This is a genomic window from Streptosporangium sp. H13245 (genome assembly GCF_055690525.1).
In genome coordinates this window covers 107,155-130,256 of record NZ_JBSZKT010000015.1, presented here as the reverse complement: position 1 = coordinate 130,256, position 23,102 = coordinate 107,155, and the positions used below count along the sequence as shown (strand labels likewise).

The 23,102-nt window shown below is 71.7% G+C and carries 19 protein-coding genes and 1 pseudogene; 7 read left to right on the top strand and 13 right to left on the bottom strand.

The window, feature by feature from the left end; translation table 11 throughout:
* Nucleotides 1–89 precede the first annotated feature (89 nt).
* The 5 genes from ACW9TB_RS22585 to aceB form a co-directional block, all read right to left on the bottom strand.
* Nucleotides 90–1,337 (bottom strand): (Fe-S)-binding protein, encoded by a 1,248-nt coding sequence (locus ACW9TB_RS22585; RefSeq protein ID WP_472750024.1) that lies wholly within the window; start codon nt 1,335–1,337, stop codon nt 90–92.
* 1 nt (nt 1,338) lies between these two features.
* Complete coding sequence (locus tag ACW9TB_RS22580; RefSeq protein ID WP_472750023.1) at nt 1,339–2,613, bottom strand: FAD-binding oxidoreductase; 1,275 nt, start codon at nt 2,611–2,613, stop codon at nt 1,339–1,341.
* A gap of 11 nt (nt 2,614–2,624) precedes the next feature.
* Nucleotides 2,625–4,082, bottom strand: coding sequence for an FAD-binding oxidoreductase (locus ACW9TB_RS22575; protein WP_472750022.1), 1,458 nt, complete (start codon nt 4,080–4,082; stop codon nt 2,625–2,627).
* Nucleotides 4,083–4,184: 102 nt separating this feature from the next.
* On the bottom strand, nt 4,185–4,820 hold the full coding sequence (locus ACW9TB_RS22570; RefSeq protein WP_472750021.1) for a DUF1016 N-terminal domain-containing protein: 636 nt from the start codon (nt 4,818–4,820) through the stop codon (nt 4,185–4,187).
* A 109-nt stretch (nt 4,821–4,929) separates the two neighbouring features.
* On the bottom strand, nt 4,930–6,516 hold the full coding sequence (gene aceB, locus ACW9TB_RS22565; RefSeq protein WP_472750020.1) for a malate synthase A: 1,587 nt from the start codon (nt 6,514–6,516) through the stop codon (nt 4,930–4,932).
* A 245-nt stretch (nt 6,517–6,761) separates the two neighbouring features.
* Between aceB and ACW9TB_RS22560 the strand changes: the two genes are divergently transcribed.
* Together ACW9TB_RS22560 and hflX are read left to right on the top strand one after the other, a co-directional pair.
* The gene (locus ACW9TB_RS22560; protein ID WP_472750019.1) at nt 6,762–7,451 is read left to right on the top strand and encodes a DUF4097 family beta strand repeat-containing protein; all 690 of its coding nucleotides are present in this window, start codon (nt 6,762–6,764) and stop codon (nt 7,449–7,451) included.
* A 241-nt stretch (nt 7,452–7,692) separates the two neighbouring features.
* The gene (hflX, locus tag ACW9TB_RS22555) at nt 7,693–9,063 is read left to right on the top strand and encodes a GTPase HflX (protein WP_472750055.1); all 1,371 of its coding nucleotides are present in this window, start codon (nt 7,693–7,695) and stop codon (nt 9,061–9,063) included.
* Nucleotides 9,064–9,115: 52 nt separating this feature from the next.
* Here hflX and ACW9TB_RS22550 read toward each other — a convergent pair whose 3' ends face one another.
* The 6 genes from ACW9TB_RS22550 to ACW9TB_RS22525 are packed head-to-tail and all read right to left on the bottom strand — an operon-like array spanning nt 9,116 to nt 15,022.
* Nucleotides 9,116–10,699: a SpoIIE family protein phosphatase gene (locus ACW9TB_RS22550; protein WP_472750018.1), complete on the bottom strand. Its 1,584-nt coding sequence runs from the start codon at nt 10,697–10,699 to the stop codon at nt 9,116–9,118.
* A complete protein-coding gene (locus ACW9TB_RS22545; protein WP_472750017.1) occupies nt 10,692–12,374 on the bottom strand; it encodes an ATP-binding response regulator in 1,683 nt (560 codons plus the stop codon). The genes ACW9TB_RS22550 and ACW9TB_RS22545 overlap by 8 nt, the downstream gene beginning before the upstream one ends.
* Nucleotides 12,371–13,381 carry an ATP-binding protein gene (locus tag ACW9TB_RS22540; RefSeq protein ID WP_472750016.1) on the bottom strand — a complete coding sequence of 337 codons (1,011 nt, stop codon included), beginning with the start codon at nt 13,379–13,381 and terminating at the stop codon, nt 12,371–12,373. Before ACW9TB_RS22540 ends, ACW9TB_RS22545 begins: the two co-directional genes overlap by 4 nt.
* Nucleotides 13,369–13,770, bottom strand: a complete 402-nt coding sequence (locus tag ACW9TB_RS22535; protein ID WP_472750015.1) for an anti-sigma regulatory factor — start codon at nt 13,768–13,770, stop codon at nt 13,369–13,371. The genes ACW9TB_RS22540 and ACW9TB_RS22535 overlap by 13 nt, the downstream gene beginning before the upstream one ends.
* The gene (locus ACW9TB_RS22530; protein ID WP_472750014.1) at nt 13,767–14,147 is read right to left on the bottom strand and encodes an STAS domain-containing protein; all 381 of its coding nucleotides are present in this window, start codon (nt 14,145–14,147) and stop codon (nt 13,767–13,769) included. The genes ACW9TB_RS22535 and ACW9TB_RS22530 overlap by 4 nt, the downstream gene beginning before the upstream one ends.
* Nucleotides 14,147–15,022 carry an STAS domain-containing protein gene (locus tag ACW9TB_RS22525; protein ID WP_472750013.1) on the bottom strand — a complete coding sequence of 292 codons (876 nt, stop codon included), beginning with the start codon at nt 15,020–15,022 and terminating at the stop codon, nt 14,147–14,149. The genes ACW9TB_RS22530 and ACW9TB_RS22525 overlap by 1 nt, the downstream gene beginning before the upstream one ends.
* A 784-nt stretch (nt 15,023–15,806) precedes the next feature.
* On the opposite strand from ACW9TB_RS22525, the gene hutI reads away from it, so the two are divergent.
* From hutI to ACW9TB_RS22510, 3 genes are all read left to right on the top strand, one after another.
* On the top strand, nt 15,807–17,015 hold the full coding sequence (gene hutI / locus ACW9TB_RS22520) for an imidazolonepropionase (protein WP_329091979.1): 1,209 nt from the start codon (nt 15,807–15,809) through the stop codon (nt 17,013–17,015).
* Between the two features lie 140 nt (nt 17,016–17,155).
* Nucleotides 17,156–18,031 carry a DegV family protein gene (locus ACW9TB_RS22515; protein WP_472750012.1) on the top strand — a complete coding sequence of 292 codons (876 nt, stop codon included), beginning with the start codon at nt 17,156–17,158 and terminating at the stop codon, nt 18,029–18,031.
* Between the two features lie 387 nt (nt 18,032–18,418).
* Nucleotides 18,419–19,102 carry a ComEA family DNA-binding protein gene (locus ACW9TB_RS22510; RefSeq protein WP_472750011.1) on the top strand — a complete coding sequence of 228 codons (684 nt, stop codon included), beginning with the start codon at nt 18,419–18,421 and terminating at the stop codon, nt 19,100–19,102.
* Between the two features lie 381 nt (nt 19,103–19,483).
* Here the strand turns inward: ACW9TB_RS22510 and ACW9TB_RS22505 are convergent, their stop codons facing one another.
* The gene (locus tag ACW9TB_RS22505) at nt 19,484–20,188 is read right to left on the bottom strand and encodes a hypothetical protein (protein ID WP_472750010.1); all 705 of its coding nucleotides are present in this window, start codon (nt 20,186–20,188) and stop codon (nt 19,484–19,486) included.
* Between ACW9TB_RS22505 and ACW9TB_RS22500 the strand changes: the two are divergent.
* Nucleotides 20,160–21,521: pseudogene (locus ACW9TB_RS22500) on the top strand (ComEC/Rec2 family competence protein); the annotation flags it as partial. The gene ACW9TB_RS22505 and the pseudogene ACW9TB_RS22500 overlap by 29 nt on opposite strands.
* A gap of 294 nt (nt 21,522–21,815) precedes the next feature.
* Here the strand turns inward: ACW9TB_RS22500 and ACW9TB_RS22495 are convergent.
* Nucleotides 21,816–21,971: a hypothetical protein gene (locus ACW9TB_RS22495; protein ID WP_472750009.1), complete on the bottom strand. Its 156-nt coding sequence runs from the start codon at nt 21,969–21,971 to the stop codon at nt 21,816–21,818.
* Between the two features lie 109 nt (nt 21,972–22,080).
* On the opposite strand from ACW9TB_RS22495, the gene holA reads away from it, so the two are divergent.
* Complete coding sequence (gene holA / locus ACW9TB_RS22490; protein WP_472750008.1) at nt 22,081–23,052, top strand: DNA polymerase III subunit delta; 972 nt, start codon at nt 22,081–22,083, stop codon at nt 23,050–23,052.
* The last annotated feature ends 50 nt before the right edge of the window (nt 23,053–23,102 follow it).

Genomic DNA, 23,102 nt, shown 5'->3' with positions numbered 1-23,102 from the left:
CGGTCCCGGATCCGGGCGCGTCCCGCACCGGCCGGGCGGGCCATTCAGGGAACCCCCACTCACAGGGCCCCCGCCCACAGAACCCGGGCTCACGGCACCCTCGCGAGTCCGCGCAGTGAGGCGTCGAGAACCTGGGCCGTGTGCGCGACGGGGATCGGTTCGGCGCCCCGGCGGCGGATCGCCGAGGCGATCTGCATGGTGCAGCCGGGGTTGGCAGAGACCAGCAGGTCGGCGCCGGTGGCGAGCACCCGCTCCGCCTTGCGGTCACCGAGGTCCCTCGCGGCCTCCGGCTGGAACAGGTTGTAGGTCCCCGCAGAGCCACAGCAGATCGAGGACTCGGCGATCTCCCTGACCTCCAGGCCGGGCACGCCGTCCAGGAGTTTGCGGGGTTCCGACCGTATCCCCTGGGCGTGGGCCAGGTGGCAGGCGTCGTGGTAGGCCACGGTGAGCGGCAGCGGGTGCCGCTCGGCCGCCGGGCCGAGCGCGACGAGATACTCCGCCAGGTCGACGGTCCTGATCGCCCGTGCCCTTTCGACCCATTCGCCGCCCTCGGCCTCCAGGATCTCCGCGTAGTCCTTCATCGTCGACCCGCACCCGGCGGCGTTGACCACGATCGTGTCGACGCCCGCCCGCTCGAAGGTGGCGATCGTCCGCTTCGCGAACCGCAGGGCCTGCCCCTCCTGGCCGGAGTGCAGCGACAGCGCCCCGCAGCAGCCCTGGGAGGGCGGGATCACCACGTCGCAGCCCTCCATCGCGAGCACCCGGGCGGTGGCCTCGTTGACCTGCGGGAAGAACTCCCCCTGCACGCAGCCGGTGAGCATCCCGACCGTGGCCCTGCGCGGCCCCCGGGCCGCGACCCTCCGGGGCAGCCGCAGCCTGGTGGCGGACGGGGGAGCGAGGTCGGCCATCGCCGCCAGGGACGGGTTGATCCGCTCCAGCCTTGGCGCGACCGCGCGGCGCAGCCCGGCACTGAGCCGCAGCGGCAGCCGCATCGCCCGCAGCCGCCGGGGATAGGGGAACAGCTGGAAGACGAGCGCCCGCAGCGCCCTGTCGTCCGGCTCCCTCACGTGCACCCGTTCCACCTCGGCCCGGGTCTGCTCGATCAGCCGGTCGTACCTCACCCCGGACGGGCAGGCGGTCACGCACGCCATGCACCCCAGGCACGCGTCGAAGTGCCCGGCCATCTCCGGCGTCAGCGGCGTGCCCTCGACGTGCTGTTTCATCAGGTGGATCCGGCCGCGCGGGGAGTCCATCTCCTCGCCCCACAGGACGTACGTCGGGCACGAGGGCAGGCAGAACCCGCAGTGCACGCAGTCGTTGATCAGCTCAGGGTCCATGTCAGATCCCTCCCGCGAACCGGCCGGGGGACATCCTGCGGCCGGGGTCGAACCGTTCCTTGATCCGTCGCATCAGCGGCAGGGCGGCCGACGGGCCCCAGCGGTCGATCCCTCGGGCGAGGGCGGGTGGCGCGGCGAGCACCGTGAGGCCGCCGCCGAGCCGCCGGAGGTCGTCGCGCACGCCCGTCACGAACCCGGAGAACTCCGCCTCGCCGACGTCCGCGGGCAACGCGACCAGCAGGACCGCGGAGGCCACCGACCCGCGCACGTGCGCGGGCAGCCCGCGGGCGGCGATCGCGCGCAGCGCCGGGTGCGCGGCGGAGGGCGGGACCCGCACCTCCAGCAGCACCTCCTCGCCGGGCGGCGCCGCCCACCAGGCGGGCGCCTCGGTGGTGATCCGCGCGCTCCCGTACTCGTCCATCGACTTGCGGACGGCCTCCGCCCGCGCGTCGGCCGCCACGCCCTCGACGAGCGCGGACACGGTGGGCCCGCCGGTGAGGTCCGGCCACTCCAGCTCGATGGCGCCCGGCTCGGCCTGCGAGGCCGCCAGCTCGGTGACCAGCGCGTCCAGTGCGGCCAGCGCGGCCTGCGCCGTGGGGGAGCCCGGCCCGGCGGAGGCGGGCGGATCCACGGTGACCCATCGGCGGGCGGCGGGGATCGGGTGCAGGCGGAAGGTGGCCTCGGTGATGACGCCGAGCGTGCCGTACGAGCCGGTGAAGAGTTTGCCCAGGTCGTAGCCCGCGACGTTCTTGACGACGTTGCCGCCCGAGGTGGCGATCGTGCCGTCGGCCAGCACGACCGTGATGCCGATCAGCAGGTCGCGGGCGGTGCCGTAGCGGAACCTGCGGGGTCCGGCGACCGCGGTGGCGAGCGTGCCGCCGACCGTGCCGGAGCCCAGGGGGGTGTCCAGGGCGAGTTCCTGCCGCGACCGCGAGAGCGTGGTGCCGAGAACGTCGAGGGGGAGCCCAGCGGAGGTCCGTGCCACGAGGTCGCCCGCGGAGTGCTCGACCGCCGATCCGCTCCCGAGGAGCAGGCAGCAGGTGTCGATCAGCAGGTCGCACCGTTCGGGGGGATTTCCCCAGCCGAGCTTGGTGCCGTCTCCCACCGGGACCACGGCCAGGTCGTGCGCCGCCGAGACGCGCATCAGCGCGGCGACCTCCCCGGTGTCCTCGGGCAGGGCCACCCAGCGGGGCGGGACCCCGCCCACCGCGTCGTCGGGGGTCGCCTCCCGGATCGTCACGCCCGTCTCGCGCAGCGCTTCCAAAGGTGCTTCCACAGGGGCTCCCATCAGAAGTGCTCCGCCTGTCCCGACTCGACCAGCGGGTGCACGCCCTTGCGGACCCCGGGGACCTCGCCGCACAGCCGGGGGGTCGGGAAGATCTTGCCCGGGTTCGACAGGCCACGGGGGTCGAAGGCGCAGCGCACCAGCTGCATGGTGTTGAGATCGTCGTCCGAGAACATTTTCGGCATATATCGTGACTTGTCCACGCCGACGCCGTGCTCGCCGGTGATGGAACCGCCGTGCTCGACGCACAGGTCGAGGATCCTCCCCGAGACGATCTCCGCCCGCTCGCCCGCGCCCGGCTCCGCGTCGTCGAACAGCACCAGCGGGTGCAGGTTGCCGTCACCGGCGTGGAAGACGTTCGCCACCCTGATGCCGTACTCGCGGGAGAGGGCGTCGATGCTCGCCAGCACCCCGGGCAGCGCGGTCCTGGGGACGACGCCGTCCTGGACGATGTAGGCGGGGCTGATCCGGCCCACCGCGGCGAACGCCGACTTGCGGCCCCGCCAGATCGCGGCCCGCTCCGCCGGGTCGTCGGCGACCCGTATCTCGAACGCGCCGCTCTCCCGGCAGATCCGCGTCACCTCGCCGAACTGGTGCGCGACCTCCTCGGCGGGGCCGTCCAGCTCCACGATGAGCACCGCCCCCGCGCCCTCGGGGTAGGCGCACGCCACGGCCGCCTCGGCCGCCTCGACGGCGAGGGCGTCCATCATCTCGATCGCGGCGGGCACGATGCCGCCGCCGATGATCGCCGACACCGCCTGCCCGCCCCGCTCGATGTCCTCGAACGCCGCGAGCAGCGTCGTGACGGCCTCGGGCAGCCTGCTCAGCCGTACGACGACCTTGGTCGCGATGCCGAGGGTGCCCTCCGAGCCGACGAACGCGCCCAGCAGGTCGTAGCCGGGGTCGGTGTCCGAGAGCTCGACGATGTCGCCGTCGGGGGTGACGATCTCCAGGCCGACCACGTGGTTGACGGTGAAGCCGTACTTCAGGCAGTGCGCGCCGCCCGAGTTCTCGGCCACGTTGCCGCCGATCGTGCAGACCTGCTGGCTGGAGGGGTCGGGCGCGTAGTAGCGGCCCAGGTCGCGGACGGCCTCGGTGATCGCCAGGTTGGTGACCCCGGGCTCCACGGTCGCCCGCCGGTTCGGCAGGTCGACGGAGAGGATCCGCCGCATCTTGGAGGTCACGACCAGCACCCCGTCGGCCCGTGGCAGGGCGCCGCCCGACAGCCCCGTCCCGGCGCCCCTGGCCACGAACGGCAGGCCGTACTCGTTGCAGATCCGCACCACGGCCGCGACCTGCTCGGCGCTCTCGGGCAGCACCACGACGCCCGGGGTGACCCGGTGGTGGGTCAGCCCGTCGCACTCGTAGGTGCGCAGCCGTACGGGATCGGTGATGACCGACCCGGGGCCGAGGAGCTCCTCGAACCTGCGGGCCGGCTCGTCCAGGGTCTTCGTCGACATCGTTCCTCCTCCGGCGTGCCCGGTGGCCAGGAGCCGCGCCTCCATCGGCCGATCGAGGACGTCATCTCGTCATCCTCGTCGTCTCGTCACTCTCGACTCTCGTCATGCTCGTCTCGAATTCTCGCTCAGCGCGGCGGCGCCGGCGTTCCTGCCGTGCCTGGGGCCCTCGTCCACGAGACCGGCGAAGCGCGGCTCCCCGCCCGCCCGCTGCGGGGCGCGGCAGTCGGGGGAGGGCGGTGTGCGGGCGGGACCCGGTGAGGAGTGGCGGATGCGAAGGTGGAGCCGGCCCTTGATCATTGTGATCAGGACGCCTCGGGCCCATCCCTCGTCGGCGGTCTTGCGCGCGTAGAACTCCCTGGTCGCCCTGCTGTCCAGCATATCCAGCAGGACGATGTGGTGACCCCAGGGAATCGGCCGCCCCGTCTGCGGGATGGAGTCGGGCCAGGCCGCCGCGAAGGCCCTCATGTAGAGGAGGTTGGTCCGTGAATAGCCCATCGCCTCGGGGAACGCGCCGCGCAGGTCGGCCGAGAGCCGGGGCACCGCCTTCCTGCCCCAGTCGTCGTCCGGCTGCCGGTCGAGGATGTGGCGGCCGATCCGCCAGTACTGCCGGATCAGCTCGGTGTCGGTGGTGAGCAGCGCCACCCGCCCCCTGCTGCCGATGATCTCGCGCTTGACGGCGTCGAGCAGCGCCGCGTACCCGCTCTTATCGGCTCCTTCGCCGTTCCTGTCATCGCTCATGCACGCAAAGTATCCACTGGGCCCGCCGGACGCACCCGTCCCCGGTAACCGCCCGGAGTGAGGAATCCCCGCCGGGGGATGAGGATTCCGCACCGTCGAAATGGTCATGTCACGGCATACGCGCATAGGCCGGGAGGGTAAGGAACTCCGCGAAGTCGTCGTCCAGGGCGACCTCCTTGAACAGGGCGGTGGCCTGACGGTAGCGGGCCTCGTCGTAGCCGGGCTCCGCCCCGATCTTGGCGAGCTCCTCGTCGATGATCTTCTCGACCAGCTCCCTCGTCACCACCGCCCCGGTGTCGGCGAGCTCGATGCCGTTGTGGATCCACTGCCAGATCTGGGAACGGGAGATCTCGGCGGTCGCCGCGTCCTCCATCAGGTTGTGGATCGCCACCGCGCCCAGCCCGCCCATCCAGGCGGCCAGGTAGCGCAGCGCCACGTCCACGTTGTTGCGCAGCCCCGCCTCGGTGATGTCGCCGGGGGTCTTGGAGACCGCGAGCAGGTCGGCGGCGGAGACGGAGACGTCCTCACGCAGCAGGTGGAGCTGGTTCGGCCGGTCGTCGAGGACGGCGTCGAAGACGTCGCGGCAGATCGGCACGAGGTCGGGGTGGGCCACCCACGAGCCGTCGAAACCGTCGCCGGACTCGCGGGTCTTGTCGGCGGTGACCTTCTCCAGGGCGACCTTGTTCACCTCGGGGTCGCGGCGGGAGGGGATGAACGCGGCCATCCCGCCGATCGCGTGGGCCCCGCGCCGGTGGCAGGTGCGGACCAGCAGCTCGGTGTAGGCGCGCATGAACGGGGCGGTCATCGTCACGGCGTTGCGCTCGGGCAGCAGGAACTCACGGCCCCGGGTACGGAACTTCTTGATCACGCTGAAGAGGTAGTCCCAGCGACCGGCGTTGAGGCCCGCGGAGTGGTCGCGCAGCTCGTAGAGGATCTCGTCCATCTCGAACGCGGCCGGGTAGGTCTCGATGAGCACCGTCGCCCGGATCGTCCCGTGGGGGATGCCGAGCAGCTCCTGGGCCCTGACGAAGACGTCGTTCCAGAGGCGGGCCTCCAGGTGCGACTCGATCTTCGGCAGGTAGAAGTACGGGCCCTTGCCCTTGGCCATCTGCCGCTGCGCCGAGTGGAAGAAGTAGAGGCCGAAGTCGACCAGGGAGGCGGAGAACGGGCCGCCGTCGAGGGTGAGGTGCTTCTCGTCCAGGTGCCATCCGCGGGGCCGGACCACGACGGTGGCGAGCTCGGTGTCCGGCTTGAGGGCGTAGCTCTTCTCCCCGGCGGAGAAGTCGAGGGTCCTGTCGAGCGCGTCGCGCAGGTTGAGCTGGCCGTTGATGGTGTTCTCCCAGGTGGGAGCGTTGGCATCCTCGAAGTCCGCCAGCCAGACCTTGGCGCCCGAGTTCAGCGCGTTGATCGTCATCTTCCGGTCGACGGGGCCGGTGATCTCCACGCGGCGGTCCACCAGGCCGGGCGCGGGCGGGGCGACGCGCCACTCGGACTCGCGCACGTGCCGGGTCTCGGGCAGGAAGTCGAGGGTGCCGCCCGCCGACAGCTCCGCCTGGCGGACCTGCCGGGCCTCCAGCAGCTCCAGGCGCCGGCCGTCGAACTCGCGCTGGAGGGTGGCCACGAAGGCCAGTGCCTCCGGCGTGAGGATCTCGTCGAAGCGGTCCTGGATGGGGCCGCCGATCTCAACGCCGTCCATGGGTCCTCATTTCCTCGCAGGTTTCCATATCGTGGAAAAGTAATTCTGAATTGTGGAATCGACGCTACTTGAGGGCCGGTTACCGGTCAAAGGCAGGGTCCCCCTCAGGGGTCGCTCCGGGGGTTCCCCGATGATCCGGGGGGCGTACTCGGCCACAGTGAGATCAGCGCCCTCCGCGGGGGGAGAAGATGGACCGGTCGTATGTCGGGAAGCGAAGACTTCCCGGGAAATCGAGGATTGAGCGCATGAAGAAGAACATGGTCGTCGCCGGGGCGGTCCTTGGATCGGTGTTCATGCTCTCGGGGTGCGGCAACCTCGCCCTCGACTTCCGCGACCGGCAGCAGGAGGTCGTCTCCTACGACGTCCCCGGCAAGCTGACGGCCCTGGACGCCGCCACCGGCTCGGGCGACATCGTGGTCACCGAGTCGAACCGGCCGGGCGTCCGCGTGACCGAGACCATCCACTGGCGCGGGAAGAGGCCCGCCACCGAGCACCCGGTGGACGGCGGCACGCTCACCCTGCGCGACGGCTGCGACGGGGGAAACTGCTCGGTCGACTACAAGGTCGAGATCCCGCCGGGCCTCACCGCCAAGCTCGACACCGGCTCGGGCACCATCACGCTGCGCGGGCTGACCGGGGAGGTGAACGCCGTGAGCGGCTCCGGCGACATCGAGGCCGGCAGCCTGACCTCCAAGCGCTTCGTCGCCGACACCGGCTCCGGCGACATCGAGGCGAGGTTCTCCGCCGTGCCCGAGGGGGTGCGGCTGGAGACCGGCTCCGGCGACGTCGTCGCCTACCTTCCCAAGGGCGGCTACGACGTCACCGCCGAGACCGGCTCCGGGGAGGAGAACGTGGAGGTGACCAAGGATCCCTCCTCGCCCCGCAAGGTCACGGTGAGGACCGGCTCCGGCGACGCCGAGGTCCTGCTTCCCTGAGCCCCGCCCGTCCCCGCCGCCTCGGTGGCGGCCGGGACGAAGTGGTGATAACCAGGTGATGGCGCAGGGGTTCCCGTGGCACCATCGAGGGGAAGAGACCCGGGGTGTTCGGGCGTTCACTCATATGAGAAGAACTATGAGAAGAACGCACACGCACCAACCATCTGAATGGAGCGACGACATAGACACTCGTGAGCCGCTGGACATCGACCGATTCGACGACCTGCTCGACAACGGCGAGATGGACCTGGCCGAGCGCCAGGCACTCCGCCGGGTGGCGGGCCTCTCCACGGAGCTGGAAGACGTCACCGAGGTCGAATACCGCCAGCTGCGGCTTGAGCGGGTCGTCCTGGTCGGCGTCTGGACCTCCGGTACGGCGATCGACGCCGAAAACTCCCTCCTGGAGCTGAAGCTCCTCGCCGAGACCGCGGGTTCGGAAGTCCTGGAGGGGCTGATCCAGCGCCGCCAGAAGCCCGACACCGCGACCTACATCGGTTCCGGCAAGGCGCAGGAGCTCGCCGACATCGTCTCCGCCACCGGTGCCGACACCGTGGTGTGCGACGGGGAGCTGAGCCCCGGCCAGCTCCGCCAGCTCGAGGAGGTCGTCAAGGTCAAGGTCATCGACCGGACCATGCTGATCCTCGACATCTTCGCCCAGCACGCCAAGAGCCGCGAGGGCAAGGCGCAGGTCGAGCTCGCGCAGCTCAACTACCTGCTGCCGCGCCTGCGAGGCTGGGGTGGCAACCTGTCCCGTCAGGTCGGCGGACGCGCCGCGGGCGGCGTCGGCATGGGCGGCCGTGGTCCCGGTGAGACCAAGATCGAGCTGGACCGCCGCCGGATCCGCGAGCGGATGGCCAAGCTGCGCCGCCAGATCGGCGAGATGACCACCGCCCGCGAGACCAAGCGCTCGCGGCGCCTGCAGCGCGAGGTCCCCGCCGTGGCCATCGCCGGATACACCAACGCCGGCAAGTCCTCGCTGCTGAACCGGCTGACCGGCGCGGGGGTGCTGGTCGAGGACTCCCTGTTCGCCACGCTCGACCCGACGGTCCGCAGGGCGCACACGCCCGACGGCCGCCTGTTCACGCTGGCCGACACCGTCGGATTCGTCCGGCACCTGCCGCACCAGCTTGTCGAGGCGTTCCGCTCCACGCTGGAGGAGGTCGGCGACGCCGACCTGATCCTGCACGTGGTCGACGGCTCGCACCCCGACCCCGAGTCGCAGCTCGCCGCGGTGCGCGAGGTGATCGGCGACATCGAGGGCGCCGGCGACATCCCCGAGATCGTGGTCATCAACAAGGCCGACGCCGCCGACCCGGTGGTGCTGGCCCAGCTGGCCGCGAAGGAGAAGCACACCGTCGTGGTCTCGGCCCGCACCGGCGCCGGGCTCGACGAGCTGAGGGCCGTGATCGAGCGGGAGCTGCCCCGCTTCGACCAGGAGGTCAGGCTCCTCGTGCCGTACGAGCGCGGCGACCTGATCTCCAGGGCGCACAAGGAGGGCGAGGTCCTCGGCGTCGAGCACACCGGGGACGGCACGGTCCTGCACGCCAGGGTCCTGCCCGGCCTCTTCGCCGAGCTGGAGAAGACCGCCAAACCGGTCGAGATCGTCGCCTGACCCGTCCCACCGGCCGTACCGCTCCCTTCGGGGCGGTACGGCTCCCGGGAGGTCAGGGACGCTTCTCGCGGCGGAACATCACCAGCGCCACGTCGTCCTCCCTGGCGCCGAACCTCTCGATCAGCCGGTCGCAGAAGACCTCCAGGTCCTCCTCCACGCCCTCCGCCAGGTGCCGTACGATCTCCAGGCTCTCGTCGAGCAGCTTGTCGCGGTCCTCGATGAGCCCGTCGGTGAACATCAGCACCGAGCTTCCCTCGGGGACGTTCACCCGGTCGACCCGGTAGGTCTCCTCGGCCACCCCCAGCAGGAGGTTGCCCAGCCGGTGGTAGCGGGCGTGGCCGTCCGTGACGAGGAGGAGCGGGATGTGCCCCGCGTTCGCGACCTCCATCTCCCCGGTCACCGGGTCGATCAGGAGCAGGCACACGGTGGCGGTCATGCCGGGGTGGTAACGCCGCAGCACCTCGTTGAGCAGCGCCATCGACGCGCCGAGGTCCGAGGTGCCGATGACGGAGGCGCGCAGCGCGTGGCGCAGCTCCGCCATGACGGTGGCGGCCAGCAGCGAGTGTCCCTGGACGTCGCCGATGGCGATGAGCACCCGGTGGCCCATCCGCAGGACCTCGTAGAAGTCGCCGCCGACCTCGACGTTGTCGACCGCGGGCTGGTACCGCCAGCTGATCGTGAGCCCCGGGGTCTCCGGGAGCCGCGCCGGCAGCAGGCTGCGCTGCAGGGTGAGGGCGATCGCGTGCTCCTCGACGTACGCCCGCAGCGCGTCCACGGCGAGGGCGAGGGCCTGGCCGAGCTGGCGCAGCACGTTGGACTCGTCGGCGTCGAGCGGCGGCACCTGCACCACCCCGAGGTAGACGGGGGGCCTGCCCAGCTTGGTGCGGCAGATCACGCCCGAGACGTCGCCGCCGGGCGCCGTGTCGGGCATCAGCTTCGTCCACTCGGCGGCCGGCACCGTGAAGACCTGGGTGCCAGTGGCGGCGCCCAGGGAGATCGTGCTCAGCCTGGGCAGCGTTCCCGGCGCCGCGACCTTGGCGACGGCGGCGTTCTCCGGGGGTGTGGCGGCGAACCTGCGGGTCCGGCCGTCGGGGGGCAGGGCGAGCGTGCCCGCGTGCCGCCCCAGGATCCGCGCGGTCCCCTCGACGGCCGTGGCGAGGAGCTCGTCGAACGTCTCGGCGGAGTTCATCGAGAGCGTGACCTCGGTGAGGGCGGCCAGCCGCTCGGCCATCAGCTCGGCCCGCTGCCGGGCGCGGTAGTAGCGCAGCGTGGCCTCGACCGTCGCGGCGAACTCGTCCGGCTCGACCGGTTCCGCCAGATAGGCGTCCGCCCCGCGTTCGAGCCCCTGGGCCCGGTCGGCCGGGGTGATCGCCGCCCCGGAGATCTGGATGACCGGGATGGAGGACGTCACCGGGTCGGCCTTGATCTGCTCGCAGACCTCGTAGCCGCTGATGTCGGGCAGCCGTACGTCCAGGACGACGAGGTCCGGCCGGAGCTCCCTGACCTTGACGAGCGCCTCCATGCCCCCGGTGGCCTGCACGACCTGGTGTCCCGAGCGCCGCAGCCAGCTCGACAGGATGTACAGCTTGGTCGGGGTGTCGTCCACGACCAGCACCGTCGCCTCGGTCTTAGCCATCGCCGTGTCCCAGGGCGCTTCCGATCGCCTCCAGCAGGGTGTCGCGGCGAAGCTCGTGCTTGGTGATCATCGTGTGCGCCCCCTCGGGGACCTGGCGCGACGTGGCGACGGTCACGACGATCACCGGTACCCGGTGCAGCCGCTCGTCGTCGGCCATCCGCAGCATCAGCGCGGTGCCGTCGAGGCGGGGCATCAGCAGGTCCACCAGGGCGATGTCGGGCGGGTTCTCCCGCATCATCTCCAGCGCCCTCAGGCCGTCGGAGGCCTCGTCGATGTGCGCGGCGAACCCGGTGAGCATCCGGCGTACGGTGGCGCGGAACTCCTCGTCGTCGTCCACGACGAGCAACCGGCCGACCACCGGGGCCCCGTCGTGCCGGTAGGGCAGCCTCAGGGTGGCCGTGGTGCCCGACCCCGCGACGCTGGTCAGGTGCAGCGCGCCGCCCAGCGCCTCCGCCAGCCTGCGGGCGTACGGCAGGCCGAGCCCGGTCCCCTTGCTCCGCACCTGGATCGGCCCGGGAACCTGGAAGAACTCCTCGAAGACGCGTTCCAGGTGCTCCTCGGGCACGCCTATCCCCGTGTCGGTCACGGTGAAGACCAGGTCGTGGGTGGCCGTGTCGAGGTTCGCCTCCAGCCTGACCTCGCCGTGTTCGGTGAACTTCAGCCCGTTGGAGAGCAGGTTGCGCAGGATCCGGGTGAGCATCACCTCGTCCACCAGCATCTCCGGCGGCGCCTGCGAGATCTCCACCGTGAGCCGCACCCCGTCGTTGCCGGTGGTGGGGCGCAGCGTCATGCGCAGCCGTTCGGCCAGGGCCACCAGGTCGACCATGGAGGGCTGGGGGTCGAGCCTGCCCGCCTCCGCCTTCGCCATGTCGAGCAGCTCGCTCACCAGCGACAGGAGCGTCTCCGCCGAGGAGCCGATGAGGTTGATCTGGTGGAGCTGCTCGTCGGCCAGGGGCTCCCCGCCGGGGCCCACCAGGAGACGGACCAGGCCGATGACCGAGTTGAGGGGGGTGCGCAGCTCGTGGCTGACGGTTGCCCAGAACCTGTTCTTCGCGTCGCTCGCCGCCCGGAGCTGCGCGGACTTCTCGTCCAGCTCGGCGTAGAGCGCCACGACGCCCCGGTTGGTCTCCTCCAGCTCCTCCGAGAGCTGGTTGTAGAGCGCCAGCACTCCCTGGTTGGTCTCCTGCAGCTCGGTGTTGAGCTGCAGGACCTCCTCCAGGGTCTCGGCGAGCTCGCGGTTCTGCCTGCGCAGCTCGTCGAGGGCCGTGGTGGGCGCCGCCATGGCGAGCCTGGCGCGGATCTCCTCCGCCGAGAGTCTCGGCTTGCGGCCCTGCGGGAGCCGTTTGACCATGCTTATTCTTCCCTCGGCGGGATCGAGCTCTATGAGGTCGACGAGACGCCCCGCCAGCGTCACGCCGTCCGAAGGGCGGAAGTCGGCCCTCACCGAGAAGTCGACCGCGACGAGCAGGGCGTCCCGCTCCAGCCGGAAGGCGACGGAGGCGTCGGTCCCCGCCTCGACGAGCTCCCTGCCGATCTCGCTGAGCGCGGTGGCCACCCGGATCTGGTCCTGGGACTCCAGCCCGACGCTCTCCGCCACCTCGCGGCCCAGCTTGCGCATGGCGAAGACGTCGTGGTCGTCCCTGACCCGGATCCGGGTCAGCTCGTCCCCGGTCATGTGCCCGGCCTGACGGCGACCACGCTGGCGTCGTCCCTGCGGGTCCCCGCCTCGCGCAGCAGCGTGCCGGCGACGACGGAGGGCAGGCGCGTGACGAGCCCGGGGTAGGAGGTGATGTCCCAGCGTTCGGTCAGGCCGTCGGAGTGGAGCAGGACGACGCTGTGCGGCGGCACGGTGTACTCGTACTGGCGCAGGCTCCTGGCCTTGTGCCCGGCGATGCCCGGGACCGAGATCATCCCCTGGCGGCCGTCGTTGTGGGCGATCCACGCGGAGACGTTGCCGAGGCCGGCGAAGCTCACCGTGCCCGCCGCGCCGTCGACGCGGGCCACGGCGACCGCGCCGCCCCTGGTGTGACCGAGCCCTTTGTGGATGCGCTCCAGGGCGGTGACCGGCGTGAGGTCGTCGTGGCGCAGGAACAGCCGTACCGCCTCCTGGGAGGCCTGGGCGGCGGCGGGGCCGTGGCCGAGGCCGTCGCAGAGCATCACGGTCGTCGTGGGACCCTCCTCGGTGATCACGAACGCGTCGCCGCAGACGTTCTCCTCACCGATCGGGCGGGTCAGGCCGCTCACCCGGGACGGGGGCCGCGGGGCGCCCTGCGCGACGAAGTACATGCCGAGCACGGTGCCCCGGCTGGGGATGGAGTGAACCTCGTATCCGCTGGCCATCCGGGCGATGCCGCCCAGCCCGATGCCGAGCGTGCCGGCCGTGGAGTAGCCGTCGCGCAGGGCGCGGGAGACGTCCTGCATCCCCGGCCCCCGGTCGATCGCGAGGACCTCCACCGCCGAGTCCAGCTCCGGATGCGGGCGGATCAGCATGACTCCCTCGGTCGCGTGCTTGACCAGGTTCGACGCGGCCTCGCTCACCGCGACGGCGACCCGCCCGGTGTCCTCCTCGCCGAACCCCCTGGCCTCGGCGAGCGTCACGGCGGCACGGCGGAGGGCGCCGATCGCGCTGGCGTCCTCCGCCTGTACCCAGGTGTCGCGCTGGGAGTGGATCAGCGTGCCCATTTCGTCACCGTGATCAACGTTCCCTCACCGGGAGTCGATTCCAGGTCGAACTCGTCGACCAGCCGGCGGGAGCCGCTGAGGCCGAGCCCCAGACCGCCGCCGGTGGTCCATCCGTCGGTCAGCGCCTGCTCGATGTCCGGGATGCCGGGGCCGCTGTCGCTGAAGACCATCCGCAGGCCCCGGCGCATGCCCTTGTGGACGACCTCGACCCGCACCTGCCCGCCTCCCGCGTAGACCAGGGCGTTGCGGGCGAGCTCGCTGGCCGCGGTCACCACCTTCGTCTGGTCGACCAGGGACAGGCCCACGTTCACGGCGACGGTCCTGACGTGCTGGCGGACCAGCACGACGTCGCCGTTGACGTTGATGGGCAGTTCCTTGGGAGTCGTCACCGGGAGGCCGCGGAGTTTCGGGAGCCTTCGATCTGGTTCAGCAGCGCGACGCCCTTCTCAAGGTTGAGCGCGGTGCGCACGCCGCCGAGGGAGAGGCCGAGCTCGACCAGGGTGATCGCCACCGCCGGTCGCATGCCGACGACGATCGTCTCGGCGTCGAGCATGCGGGAGATCGCCGCGATGGTGGCCAGCATCCGGCCGATGAAGGAGTCGACGATCTCCACGGCGGTGATGTCGATGATCACCCCTCGCGCGCCGGTCTCGACGACCTTCTCCGACAGGTCCTCCTGGAGCGCGAGCACGCTCATGTCCTGCAGGTCGATCTGGATGGAGACGATCAGGATGTCGCCGAGCTTGAGGATGGGGACGCGATCCATCAACCCTCCACTGTGCGTACGGCGATGCGGGACTCGCTGCCCTTGACGACCCTGACCCCGCTCGCCCGCAGCGTGTGGGCCAGCGCGTCGGCGAGGGTGGCCTTGGTCACGATGTCGCCGAACTCGATGCCGAGGGTGACGATGGTGTGGGCGATCTGCGGGCGGATGCCGGAGATCACGCACTCGGCGCCCATCAGCCGGGCGGCCACCACGGTCTTGAGCAGGTGCTGGGCGACCTCGGTGTCGACGGCCGGCACCCCCGTGATGTCGATGACCGCGTGCTCGGAGCCGGTGTCGACGAGCGTCTGGAGCAGTTTCTCCATGACGACCTGGGTCCTGGCCGAGTCGAGTGTGCCGACCAGCGGCACCGCGACGATGCCGTCCCAGAGCTTGACCACCGGGGTGGACAGCTCCAGCAACTGCTCCGCCTGATCGATGATGATCTTCTCCCTGGCCGTCGCGTAGCTCTCGATGGTGAAGAGCCCGAGGTCGTCGATTACCCGGGAGAACCAGATGAAACCTCGCACGGCCTCGGCGGAGCCGTCCTCCTCGACGATCTCGTAGAGCGCCTCCTTCAGGCCGAACACCACGATCGCGGTCTCGGTCGGGGTGAACCCCTGGCGGGCACGGTCCCGGGAGAGTTCGGCGAGCAGGCCGCGCAGGTCGCTGAGGTCGCCGGAGTCGTCGAACGACCGGCGCAGCGCCTGGTAGAGCTCGCGCAACTGCTCGGCGAGCCCCCCGCGGTCCGCATGGTTGCCGGTGTTGCCGCTCGTGGCGGAACGGGCGATCTCAAGCCAGCGCTTGAAGACGCGCGCCTCGTGCTCCTGGAAAAGTTCTTCGATGCGACGCCGACCGGCGTCCGCGTGGACGGACAAGGCAACTCCCCTGCGTGCGACCTGGAGACAACTCGCACGAAAGGCTACATGGAACGTCCTGCTTAGGACCCTTTTTGGGGGTTCGGTGGGCCGCTTGTGGTCAGAGCTTCGGGAGGGTGGGGCGACCGGCCCCGACGCCTGGCGAGGCCACGTCGCGTCGCGGGTTTCCGGGTGTTCTTCCGGGGGTGGACGGCCCGCGCGGGTGGGGGAGGCGCCGAGGGGCGTGGCCCGAGCCTTCCGTACGCCAGCCTAGAGTGGTGGTGGGTCGTGTTTCAATGGCGGAGCTTGCGCCGCGAGGCTCGTGAGGGCTGCAGTGTGAGAACGAGAAAACGTACAAAAGCCTCAAAAGTGACAGTGGTCGCCCAAGGTTTGGATTGCTACCATAAGGCAAATCTAGCGAGATGTTATGACGCAAGTTGCTCTGGTGACTACTGTTACGGGCGATGAAGAAGTAGTCTGAGCTGTGGAAAGTTCTTCAACGCCACGCGTGATCGTCAAGCCGGCGGGCGAGGTGCGATCGCGGAGGGGCGGCGTTCTTCCCAATTAGCCTGTACAGCGGGCTGACTTGTGAAATAACGTAACTGAACTGAAATCGCCCGATCATGATCCCGGCGATACTGTCGCCGCACAACAGATACGCGGATGAGAGCAGGAGACCCCCGATGCCGTCCGGACTCACAGCGGGTTTGAAGGGCACGGTGTCCGGCGACGTCCGGGTCGGCTCGCCCCGTCCGGGTGCGGTCCTCCTCCAAGTGTCTTCCCCTGAACACAAGGCGGTGATGCGATGACGGTCCGCCTCCTGACCAACATCGGCCGGCTCTGGACCGGAAACGACGTGTTCAGCAACGCGGCGATCCTCGTCCACAACGACCGGATCGCCTGGGTCGGCCGCGCCGCGGATCTTCCGCAGAGCGTGCCCGGTGTCGTCGACGACATCGTCGACGTCGACCACGTCGAGAACCTGGGCGGAGCGTTGGTCACCCCCGGCCTGATCGACGCGCACACCCATCCGGTCTACGCGGGAAACCGCTACGCCGAGATGGCGATGCGCTCCAGCGGTTCCACCCCCTCCGCGATCACCGCGGCGGGCGGCGGCATCGGCTCCACCGTGACGGTCACCCGCGGCACCGACCCCTGGACGCTCTGCAACGGCGTCCGCGAGCGACTCCGCGACTGGCTGCTCAGCGGCACCACCACCATCGAGGCCAAGACCGGCTACCACCTCACCCGCGACGGCGAGCTGGCCGATGTGCGGCTCCTGCGCGAGCTGGAGAAAGAGCCGATGATGCCGCGGGTGCACGTGACCTTCATGGCCGCGCACGTCGTCCCGCCCGAATACTTCGGCCGTCAGCGCGACTACGTCGAGGCCGTGGGCGCCTGGTGCGCCGACGCCGCCGCGGCGGGAGCCGACGGTGTCGACGTCTACTGCGACGAGGGCCACTTCACCGCGGAGGAGGCCCGCTGGGTCCTGGCCTCCGGGCGCAACGTCGGCCTGCTGCCGCGCGTGCACGCCGGCGCCTACACCCGGCGCGGCGCCGTCCAGCTCGCCGCCGAGCTCGGTTGCGCCTCCGCCGACCTGCTCCACCACACCACCGACGAGGACATCGCGATCCTGGCCCGCTACGGCGTCCCCGCCGTGGTCTGCCCCGGGACCGCCCTCCAGCGTGGCAGCCTGCCCCCGGTCCGCCGGATGCTGGCGCAGGGGGTCACCGTGGCCCTCGGCAGCGACCACAACCCGGGCCACTGCGGCATCACCTCGATGTCCCTGGTCATCAGCCTCGCCGTCGCGGCCTTCGGCATGAGCGTCGGCGACGCCCTGCGTGCCGCCACCCTCGGTGGCGCCACGGTCCTCGGCGCCCCCGACCGAGGCGTTCTCGCCCCCGGCCGCCTGGCCGACATCGTCCAGTGGGACGCCGACCACGAGGGCGCCTTCGCCTGGTCCTTCGGTCTCAAGCCCCGTCGGGTCTGGCGCGGCGGCACCCCCGTCCAGTAGATCTCTCTCCCCTTCCGGCGGGCCCGCCCTCGGAACCTCCTCTCAACGGCCCCTTCCTCGTGTTCGCGGAGTTCCTCGTCGTGCACGAGGGGGGCCGATCCCGTCTCCTTCGCGTGATCTCCTCCACGTAGCCTCTGGACATGCCTCCACCGGTCGCCGTCGTCACGGACTCCACCGCCTATCTTCCGCCGGAGGAGGTCTCCCGCCTGGGAATCGTCGTGGTGCCGCTCCAGGTGGTCGTGGGAGGCAGGTCGTTCGACGACACCGCGCGGACCAGCGGCGCGAGCGTGGGCGACGCGCTGAGGGAACGGGGCCGGGTGACGACCTCCAGGCCCGCCCCGCGACGTTTCGCGGACGCCTACCGCGAGGCCGCGGCCCGGGGCGCGACCGGCATCGTCTCCGTCCACCTGTCGGCGGAGCTGTCCGGTACGGTCGAGGCCGCCCGCGCGGCGGCCGAGGATTCCCCCGTCCCGGTCGACGTCGTCGACAGCGGGTCCATCGCGATGGGCCTCGGGTTCCCCGTCCTCGCCGCCGGAGGTGCCGCCGCGGAGGGCGCGACCCGGGCCGAGGTGGCGGACGCCGCCCGCCGCCGCGCGGAGTCGGCCCGCAGCTTCTTCTACGTCGACACCCTGGAGTATCTCCGCAGGGGAGGCCGGATCGGCGCCGCGGAGACACTCCTCGGCTCGGCACTGATGATCAAACCGATCCTGCACATCTCCGGCGGCACGATCGTTCCCCTGGAGAAGGTCCGTACGGCGAGTCGTGCCATCGCCCGCCTCGAAGACCTCGCGGTCGAGGCCGCGGGCACCGGCCCGGTGGAGATCGCCGTTCAGCATCTCGGCGCACGCTCCCGTGCGGAGACCCTGGCCGCACGCCTGCACGGGCGCGTTCCCGCCCTCACCGAGGTCATCGTCGTCGAGGTCGGCTCGGTCATCGGCGCCCACGTCGGCCCCGGCATGCTCGGCATCACCGTCTCCCCGTGTGAGCCTCCGGGGTCTTCGAGGGTCCCCGCGTGAGCTTCTGAGGTCTTCGAGGGTCTCCATGTGAGCTTCCGGGGTCTTCGAGGGTCCCCGCGTGAGCCTCTGAGGTCTTCGAAGGTCCTCGCGTGACCCCCCAGGATCTTCGAGGGCATGAGGTCTCCTTCCGGTTATCCCCAGAACGGGATTCGGTGAAAGTTCGCTCGCCGTCGCCGCCGTAACGTCCTGCGGGTGCGGACCACAGGCCAGAACATCGAGCGGTCCCAAGCCGAGTCGCGGCTGCGGATCCTGACAGGGCGCGGATCACCCGATCCCGCGCCCCCGCCGCGTCGCCCGGCAGGCGCACCGCGTCCGGGCAGGCACGCGCGGCCCAGCGGTCAGGACGGGCCGGAGGACGCCGTCGTCTGCGACGGTCCCGCTTCGCGCATGCGTTCGGCGCCGGTTCCCCCGTCCTTCGAGGCGCTTCGCAAGATCGTGGCCACCCAGGGGCCCGCGCTCGGTCCCAGCCGTCCCGGGCTGCGCTTCCTGCTGCTCGTCGCCCTGACGGCCGCCGTCGCGGGTGGCGTGTACGCCTGGCGGTCCCAGCCGGAGCCAGAGCCCCTGGCTCCGCCGACGCCGATCTCCGGATCACCGCTGTCGGCGCCCGTCACCGCTCCACGGCAGCGGTCCGCGCCGGTCCCCGAACTGACCGTTCACGTGACGGGCAAGGTCCGGCGTCCCGGGGTGATCACGTTGCCCGGTGGTTCCCGGGTCGCCGACGCGGTCCAGGAGGCCGGGGGCATCCGCGGGACGGCCGCGACAGGATCCCTCAACCTCGCGCGCAGGCTTGTCGACGGCGAGCAGATCGTCGTCGGCTCCTCCGGCGCGGCCGTCGTCGCGCCGCCGCCCGCCCTGGTGAGTCCCGTGGACCCCGCCACCGCCGTCGTCGACCTCAACACGGCCACCCCCGAGCAGCTTGAGCAGCTACCGGGCGTCGGTGAGGTGCTCGCCCGGCGCATCGCCGAATACCGCGCCGCCCACGGTGGTTTCCGCACCGTCGAGGAGCTTCGCGACGTGAGCGGCATAGGCGACCGCAAGTACGCCGAGATGCGCGACAGAGTCCGTGTCTGACCCGCCGATCGCGAAGGCGATCATGACGCGGCTCGCCACGGCGGGCGGCTTCGGCGGCCCCGGTGCCGGTGGTTTTCGGAGCCTCAACGGACGGGGCGGACTCCGTGGAGCGGGGGAGCCCGTTGGGTCCGGCAGTCCCCGAGGGCCCGGAGCCTCCGGCCGCTCCCGAGGTCTCGGCGGCTCGGGCAGTTCGCGCGGTTCGGACGGCCCCGATGGCCCGGATGACTTGGGTGGCTCCGGCAGGTCCGGCAGGTCCGGCAGGTCCGGTGGGTCCGGTGGGTCCGGTGGGTCCGGTGGGTCCGGCAGGTCCGGTGGGTCCGGTGGGTCCTGTGTGCCGGGAAGCCCGGACGTTTCCGGAAAGGGTGTGCGTGCGCATGCCGTTCATCTGGTCCTGCCGGCGGCGGCCTCGTGGATGACCGCTCTCGTCCTGCTGGGCTGCTCAGCCGCGACCGGTGCCGTGACAGCCGGTCTCATGGCCGCGGGTGCCCTGGCCGTGGCCGTCCTGACCCGGGCCCGGGGAGCAGCGGCCCGGCGAAACGCGGTGATCGCGGTTCTGGGGTGCGCGGCCGCGGTGGCGGGGTCGGTGGCCTTCCGGGTGCACGCGGTCGGTACGGGGCCGGTCGCCGAGCTCGCGGGCGGAAACGCCTTGGCGGTGGCCGAGGTGGTGGTGACCGACGACCCCCGGGAGACGGGCCGGAAGGGAGGGCCCTTCCTCCGGGAGAGTTTCGTGGTGCCCGCCCGGGTCGAGTCGGTCGGTACGGGAGCGGGCCGGGTGGCGCTGCGGGCTCCGGTGGTGCTGTTCGTCTCCGGCGCCGGGTGGCGTTCCCTGCTGCCCAGCCAGCAGGTGGAGGTCACCGGCCGCTTCGCCCCGGCCGACCCCGGAGAGCTGCTCGCGGCGGTGGTGCTGGTCAGGGGAGCGCCACGGGTCCTGAGCGGTCCCTCCTGGGAGCAGCGCGCGGCCGGGGCGCTCAGGTCGGGGTTGCGGGAGGCGGCCGACGTGTTGCCGCCGGCGCAGCGCGGGCTGTTGCCCGGCCTGGTGGTCGGCGACGTGTCCCGGATGGACGAGCAGGTCAAAGCCGACTTCAAGGCGGCGGGCCTCAGTCACCTGCTCGCGGTCTCCGGCGCGAACCTCGCCGTCGTGGCGGGAGCGGCGGTCGCGCTGGCCAGGATGGCCGGGCTGCCTCTCGCGGCGCGGGCGGTGCTGGCGATGTCGGCCATGGTCGCCTTCGCGGTCGTCGCCCGGCCCTCGCCCAGCGTGCTCAGGGCGCTCCTGATGGGCGGGGTCGCCGCCCTCGCCCTCGGCACGGGCCGCTCGCGCGACGGTGTCGCCGCCCTGTCGGTGACGGTCCTGGGGCTGGTCTTCTTCGTCCCCGACCTCGCCCGCTCCTACGGCTTCGCCCTGTCGGTCTCGGCCACCGCGGGCATCCTGGTCCTCGCCCCGGGCTGGCGTGACCGGCTCTCGGCCCGCATGCCCCGATGGCTCGCCGAGGCGACCGCCGTGGCCGCCGCCGCCCAGGTAGCCGTCACCCCCGTCCTGGTCCTGATGTCGGGGCAGCTCGCACCGGTGGCGATCCCGGCCAACCTGCTCGCGGGCCCGGCCGTGGCCCCCGCCACCCTGCTCGGCTTCGCGGTGGCGCTGATCGCCCCCCTGCACATGGGGCTCGCCCAGGTGCTGGTCCGGCCCGCGGGGCTGGCCACCGGATGGATCATCGAGGTGGCCGGGCACACCGCCCGCCTCCCGCTGGGCGTGATCCCATGGCCGGGCGGTCTCACCGGGCTGCTCCTGCTGGCCGGTGCCGTCCCGCTCGCCGTGCTGGTGCTGCGACACCGGCGGTCACGCCTGATCGCCCTGGCTGCCCTGGCCGGGCTGGTCCTCGCCGTGACGGTGGCCGCGCCGATCGTGGCGCGCTGGCCGCCTCGCGGATGGTTGCTCGTGGCCTGTGACGTCGGCCAGGGAGACGCGTTGCTCGTCGCGGCGGGGCCGGGGCGGGCCGTGGTGGTGGACGCGGGTCCCGACCCGGTGCGGATGGACCGCTGCCTGCGATCCATGGGGATCGAAGAGGTGCCGCTGGTCGTTCTCACCCATCCGCACCTCGACCACGTGGGAGGGCTCGACGGTGTCTTTCGCGGGCGTGCCGTGGGGGCGGTGCTGGTGACCCCGCACGATGCCGGAGAGCGCGAGGAGGCGAGGCTGAGTGCCGATCTCGCCCGCCGCCAGGTGGTCGAGTGGGCGGCGAGGCCCGGTGCGAGCTGGCGGTTCGGACCCTCCGAACTCACCGTCATCGGCCCGGCGGCCGAGGCGTCCCCGCCCGGCGCGGGGGAGGGGGCGGCCGTCAACAACGCCAGCGTCGTGGTGCACGTCCGCTGGGCCGCGGGGGCGGCCCTGCTCAGCGGCGACATCGAGACCGAGGCCCAGGCGGAGCTGCTCCGGCGCGGCCTGCCGCCCGCCGAGATTCTCAAGGTCCCGCACCACGGGTCAGGCAGGCACGACCCGGCCTTCCTCGCCGCCTCCGGTGCTCGTGCCGCCCTGATCAGTGTGGGGGCGGACAACGACTACGGCCACCCCGCCCCGTCGACCCTGGCCGCGCTGCACCGGCTCGGCGCGCGCGTCTACCGGACGGATCTGTCGGGAGACCTCGCGGTGGTGGTCCGCGAGGGGGCTCTGGCGGTCATCGCCCGGGGGCGCCGGGACCCTGTCGGCGGGTGGCGCGCGTCAGGTCCCGGTTCTGGCCGGGCGGCGGAACTCGGTGTCCACGTCGGCGGCGTAGACCGACCGGCTGCAGCGCGCGCAACGGTACATGATCGGCCCCTCGTCGAGGGACGTTCCGCAGCGGGGACAGGCGTGGCGGCGAATAGTGGAGTTTGTCATGGTTCTCACCTCCTCTGGGATTCCAGGGTGCCTCGCGGCACCTGCATTCCGATTGCGAACGACTTACCGACGACCCATCCGGTCACCGGGACATGGCATGCTGCTCGACATGGCGGCAACCGATCCGGCACCCGTGATCCTGATACTCGGCGACGAGGAACTCCTGGCCGACCGCGCGGTGAGCGAGGTGACCTCGGCGGCCAGGGCGGCCGATCCGACCGCCGAAGTGCACGACCTCCCCGGCTCGAAGATGGAGCTCGGGGAGCTGACCCGCATGACGTCGCCCTCGCTGTTCGGCGACAGGTCCGTGGTGGTCGTCCGCTCGGCCCAGGACCTCGGCAAGGACGTCATCGCCGAGATCGTCTCCTACGCGGCCCACCCGGCGGACGAGACCGTGCTCGTCCTCGTCCACCCGGGAGGAGTCAAGGGGAAGGCCCTGGTCGACGGGGTCAAGAAGGCCGGGGCCCAGGTGGTCTCCGTCACCAAGGTGACCAAACCGGCCGAGCGTCTGGCGTTCGTCAAGGCGGAGCTGAAGCGGGCCGGACGCACCATCGGGGCCGACGCCGCCTCCGCGCTCCTCGACGCCGTGGGCAACGACCTGCGCGAGCTGGCCGCCGCGTGCAGCCAGCTCGCCTTCGACACCCCCGGCAAGACGATCGACGAGGCCGCCGTCGCGCGCTACCACCGGGGCAGGGCCGAGGTCAGCGGGTTCACCGTGGCCGACTCGGCCGTCGAGGGGCGGCTGGGCGACGCCCTGGAGCAGCTGCGCTGGGCGCTCTCGACCGGTACGGCCCCGGTTCTGCTGGTGAGCGCGCTCGCCGGGGGCCTGCGCTCGCTGGCCAAGGTGGGAGGCGCTCCCCGTAACCTCAGGGGCGGTCAGCTCGCCAGCCATCTCGGCATGCCGCCCTGGAAGATCGACCGGGTCCAGCGGCAGCTGAACGGCTGGGGACCCGAGGGTCTCGCCCGCGCGATCCAGGCCGCCGCCACCGCCGACGCGCAGGTGAAGGGCGGCGGGGCCGACCCCGCGTACGCGCTGGAGCACATGGTCCAGACCGTGGTGGCCAGCCGCACGGGGCGCTAGGGGAGCCGCCCGGGTCGGCCGGGCCCCGGATTCCTCGGGCGATCCGGATT

What these genes read in the sequence shown, in the direction of transcription:
- ACW9TB_RS22585 (WP_472750024.1), bottom strand. Translation starts at nt 1,337, where the DNA reads ATGGACCCTGAGCTGATCAACGACTGCGTGCACTGCGGGTTCTGCCTG.
- ACW9TB_RS22575 (WP_472750022.1), bottom strand. Translation starts at nt 4,082, where the DNA reads ATGTCGACGAAGACCCTGGACGAGCCGGCCCGCAGGTTCGAGGAGCTC.
- ACW9TB_RS22570 (WP_472750021.1), bottom strand. Translation starts at nt 4,820, where the DNA reads ATGAGCGATGACAGGAACGGCGAAGGAGCCGATAAGAGCGGGTACGCG.
- aceB (WP_472750020.1), bottom strand. Translation starts at nt 6,516, where the DNA reads ATGGACGGCGTTGAGATCGGCGGCCCCATCCAGGACCGCTTCGACGAG.
- ACW9TB_RS22560 (WP_472750019.1), top strand. Translation starts at nt 6,762, where the DNA reads ATGAAGAAGAACATGGTCGTCGCCGGGGCGGTCCTTGGATCGGTGTTC.
- hflX (WP_472750055.1), top strand. Translation starts at nt 7,693, where the DNA reads ATGGACCTGGCCGAGCGCCAGGCACTCCGCCGGGTGGCGGGCCTCTCC.
- ACW9TB_RS22550 (WP_472750018.1), bottom strand. Translation starts at nt 10,699, where the DNA reads ATGGCTAAGACCGAGGCGACGGTGCTGGTCGTGGACGACACCCCGACC.
- ACW9TB_RS22545 (WP_472750017.1), bottom strand. Translation starts at nt 12,374, where the DNA reads ATGACCGGGGACGAGCTGACCCGGATCCGGGTCAGGGACGACCACGAC.
- ACW9TB_RS22540 (WP_472750016.1), bottom strand. Translation starts at nt 13,381, where the DNA reads ATGGGCACGCTGATCCACTCCCAGCGCGACACCTGGGTACAGGCGGAG.
- ACW9TB_RS22530 (WP_472750014.1), bottom strand. Translation starts at nt 14,147, where the DNA reads ATGGATCGCGTCCCCATCCTCAAGCTCGGCGACATCCTGATCGTCTCC.
- hutI (WP_329091979.1), top strand. Translation starts at nt 15,807, where the DNA reads ATGACGGTCCGCCTCCTGACCAACATCGGCCGGCTCTGGACCGGAAAC.
- ACW9TB_RS22515 (WP_472750012.1), top strand. Translation starts at nt 17,156, where the DNA reads ATGCCTCCACCGGTCGCCGTCGTCACGGACTCCACCGCCTATCTTCCG.
- ACW9TB_RS22510 (WP_472750011.1), top strand. Translation starts at nt 18,419, where the DNA reads ATGCGTTCGGCGCCGGTTCCCCCGTCCTTCGAGGCGCTTCGCAAGATC.
- ACW9TB_RS22495 (WP_472750009.1), bottom strand. Translation starts at nt 21,971, where the DNA reads ATGACAAACTCCACTATTCGCCGCCACGCCTGTCCCCGCTGCGGAACG.
- holA (WP_472750008.1), top strand. Translation starts at nt 22,081, where the DNA reads ATGGCGGCAACCGATCCGGCACCCGTGATCCTGATACTCGGCGACGAG.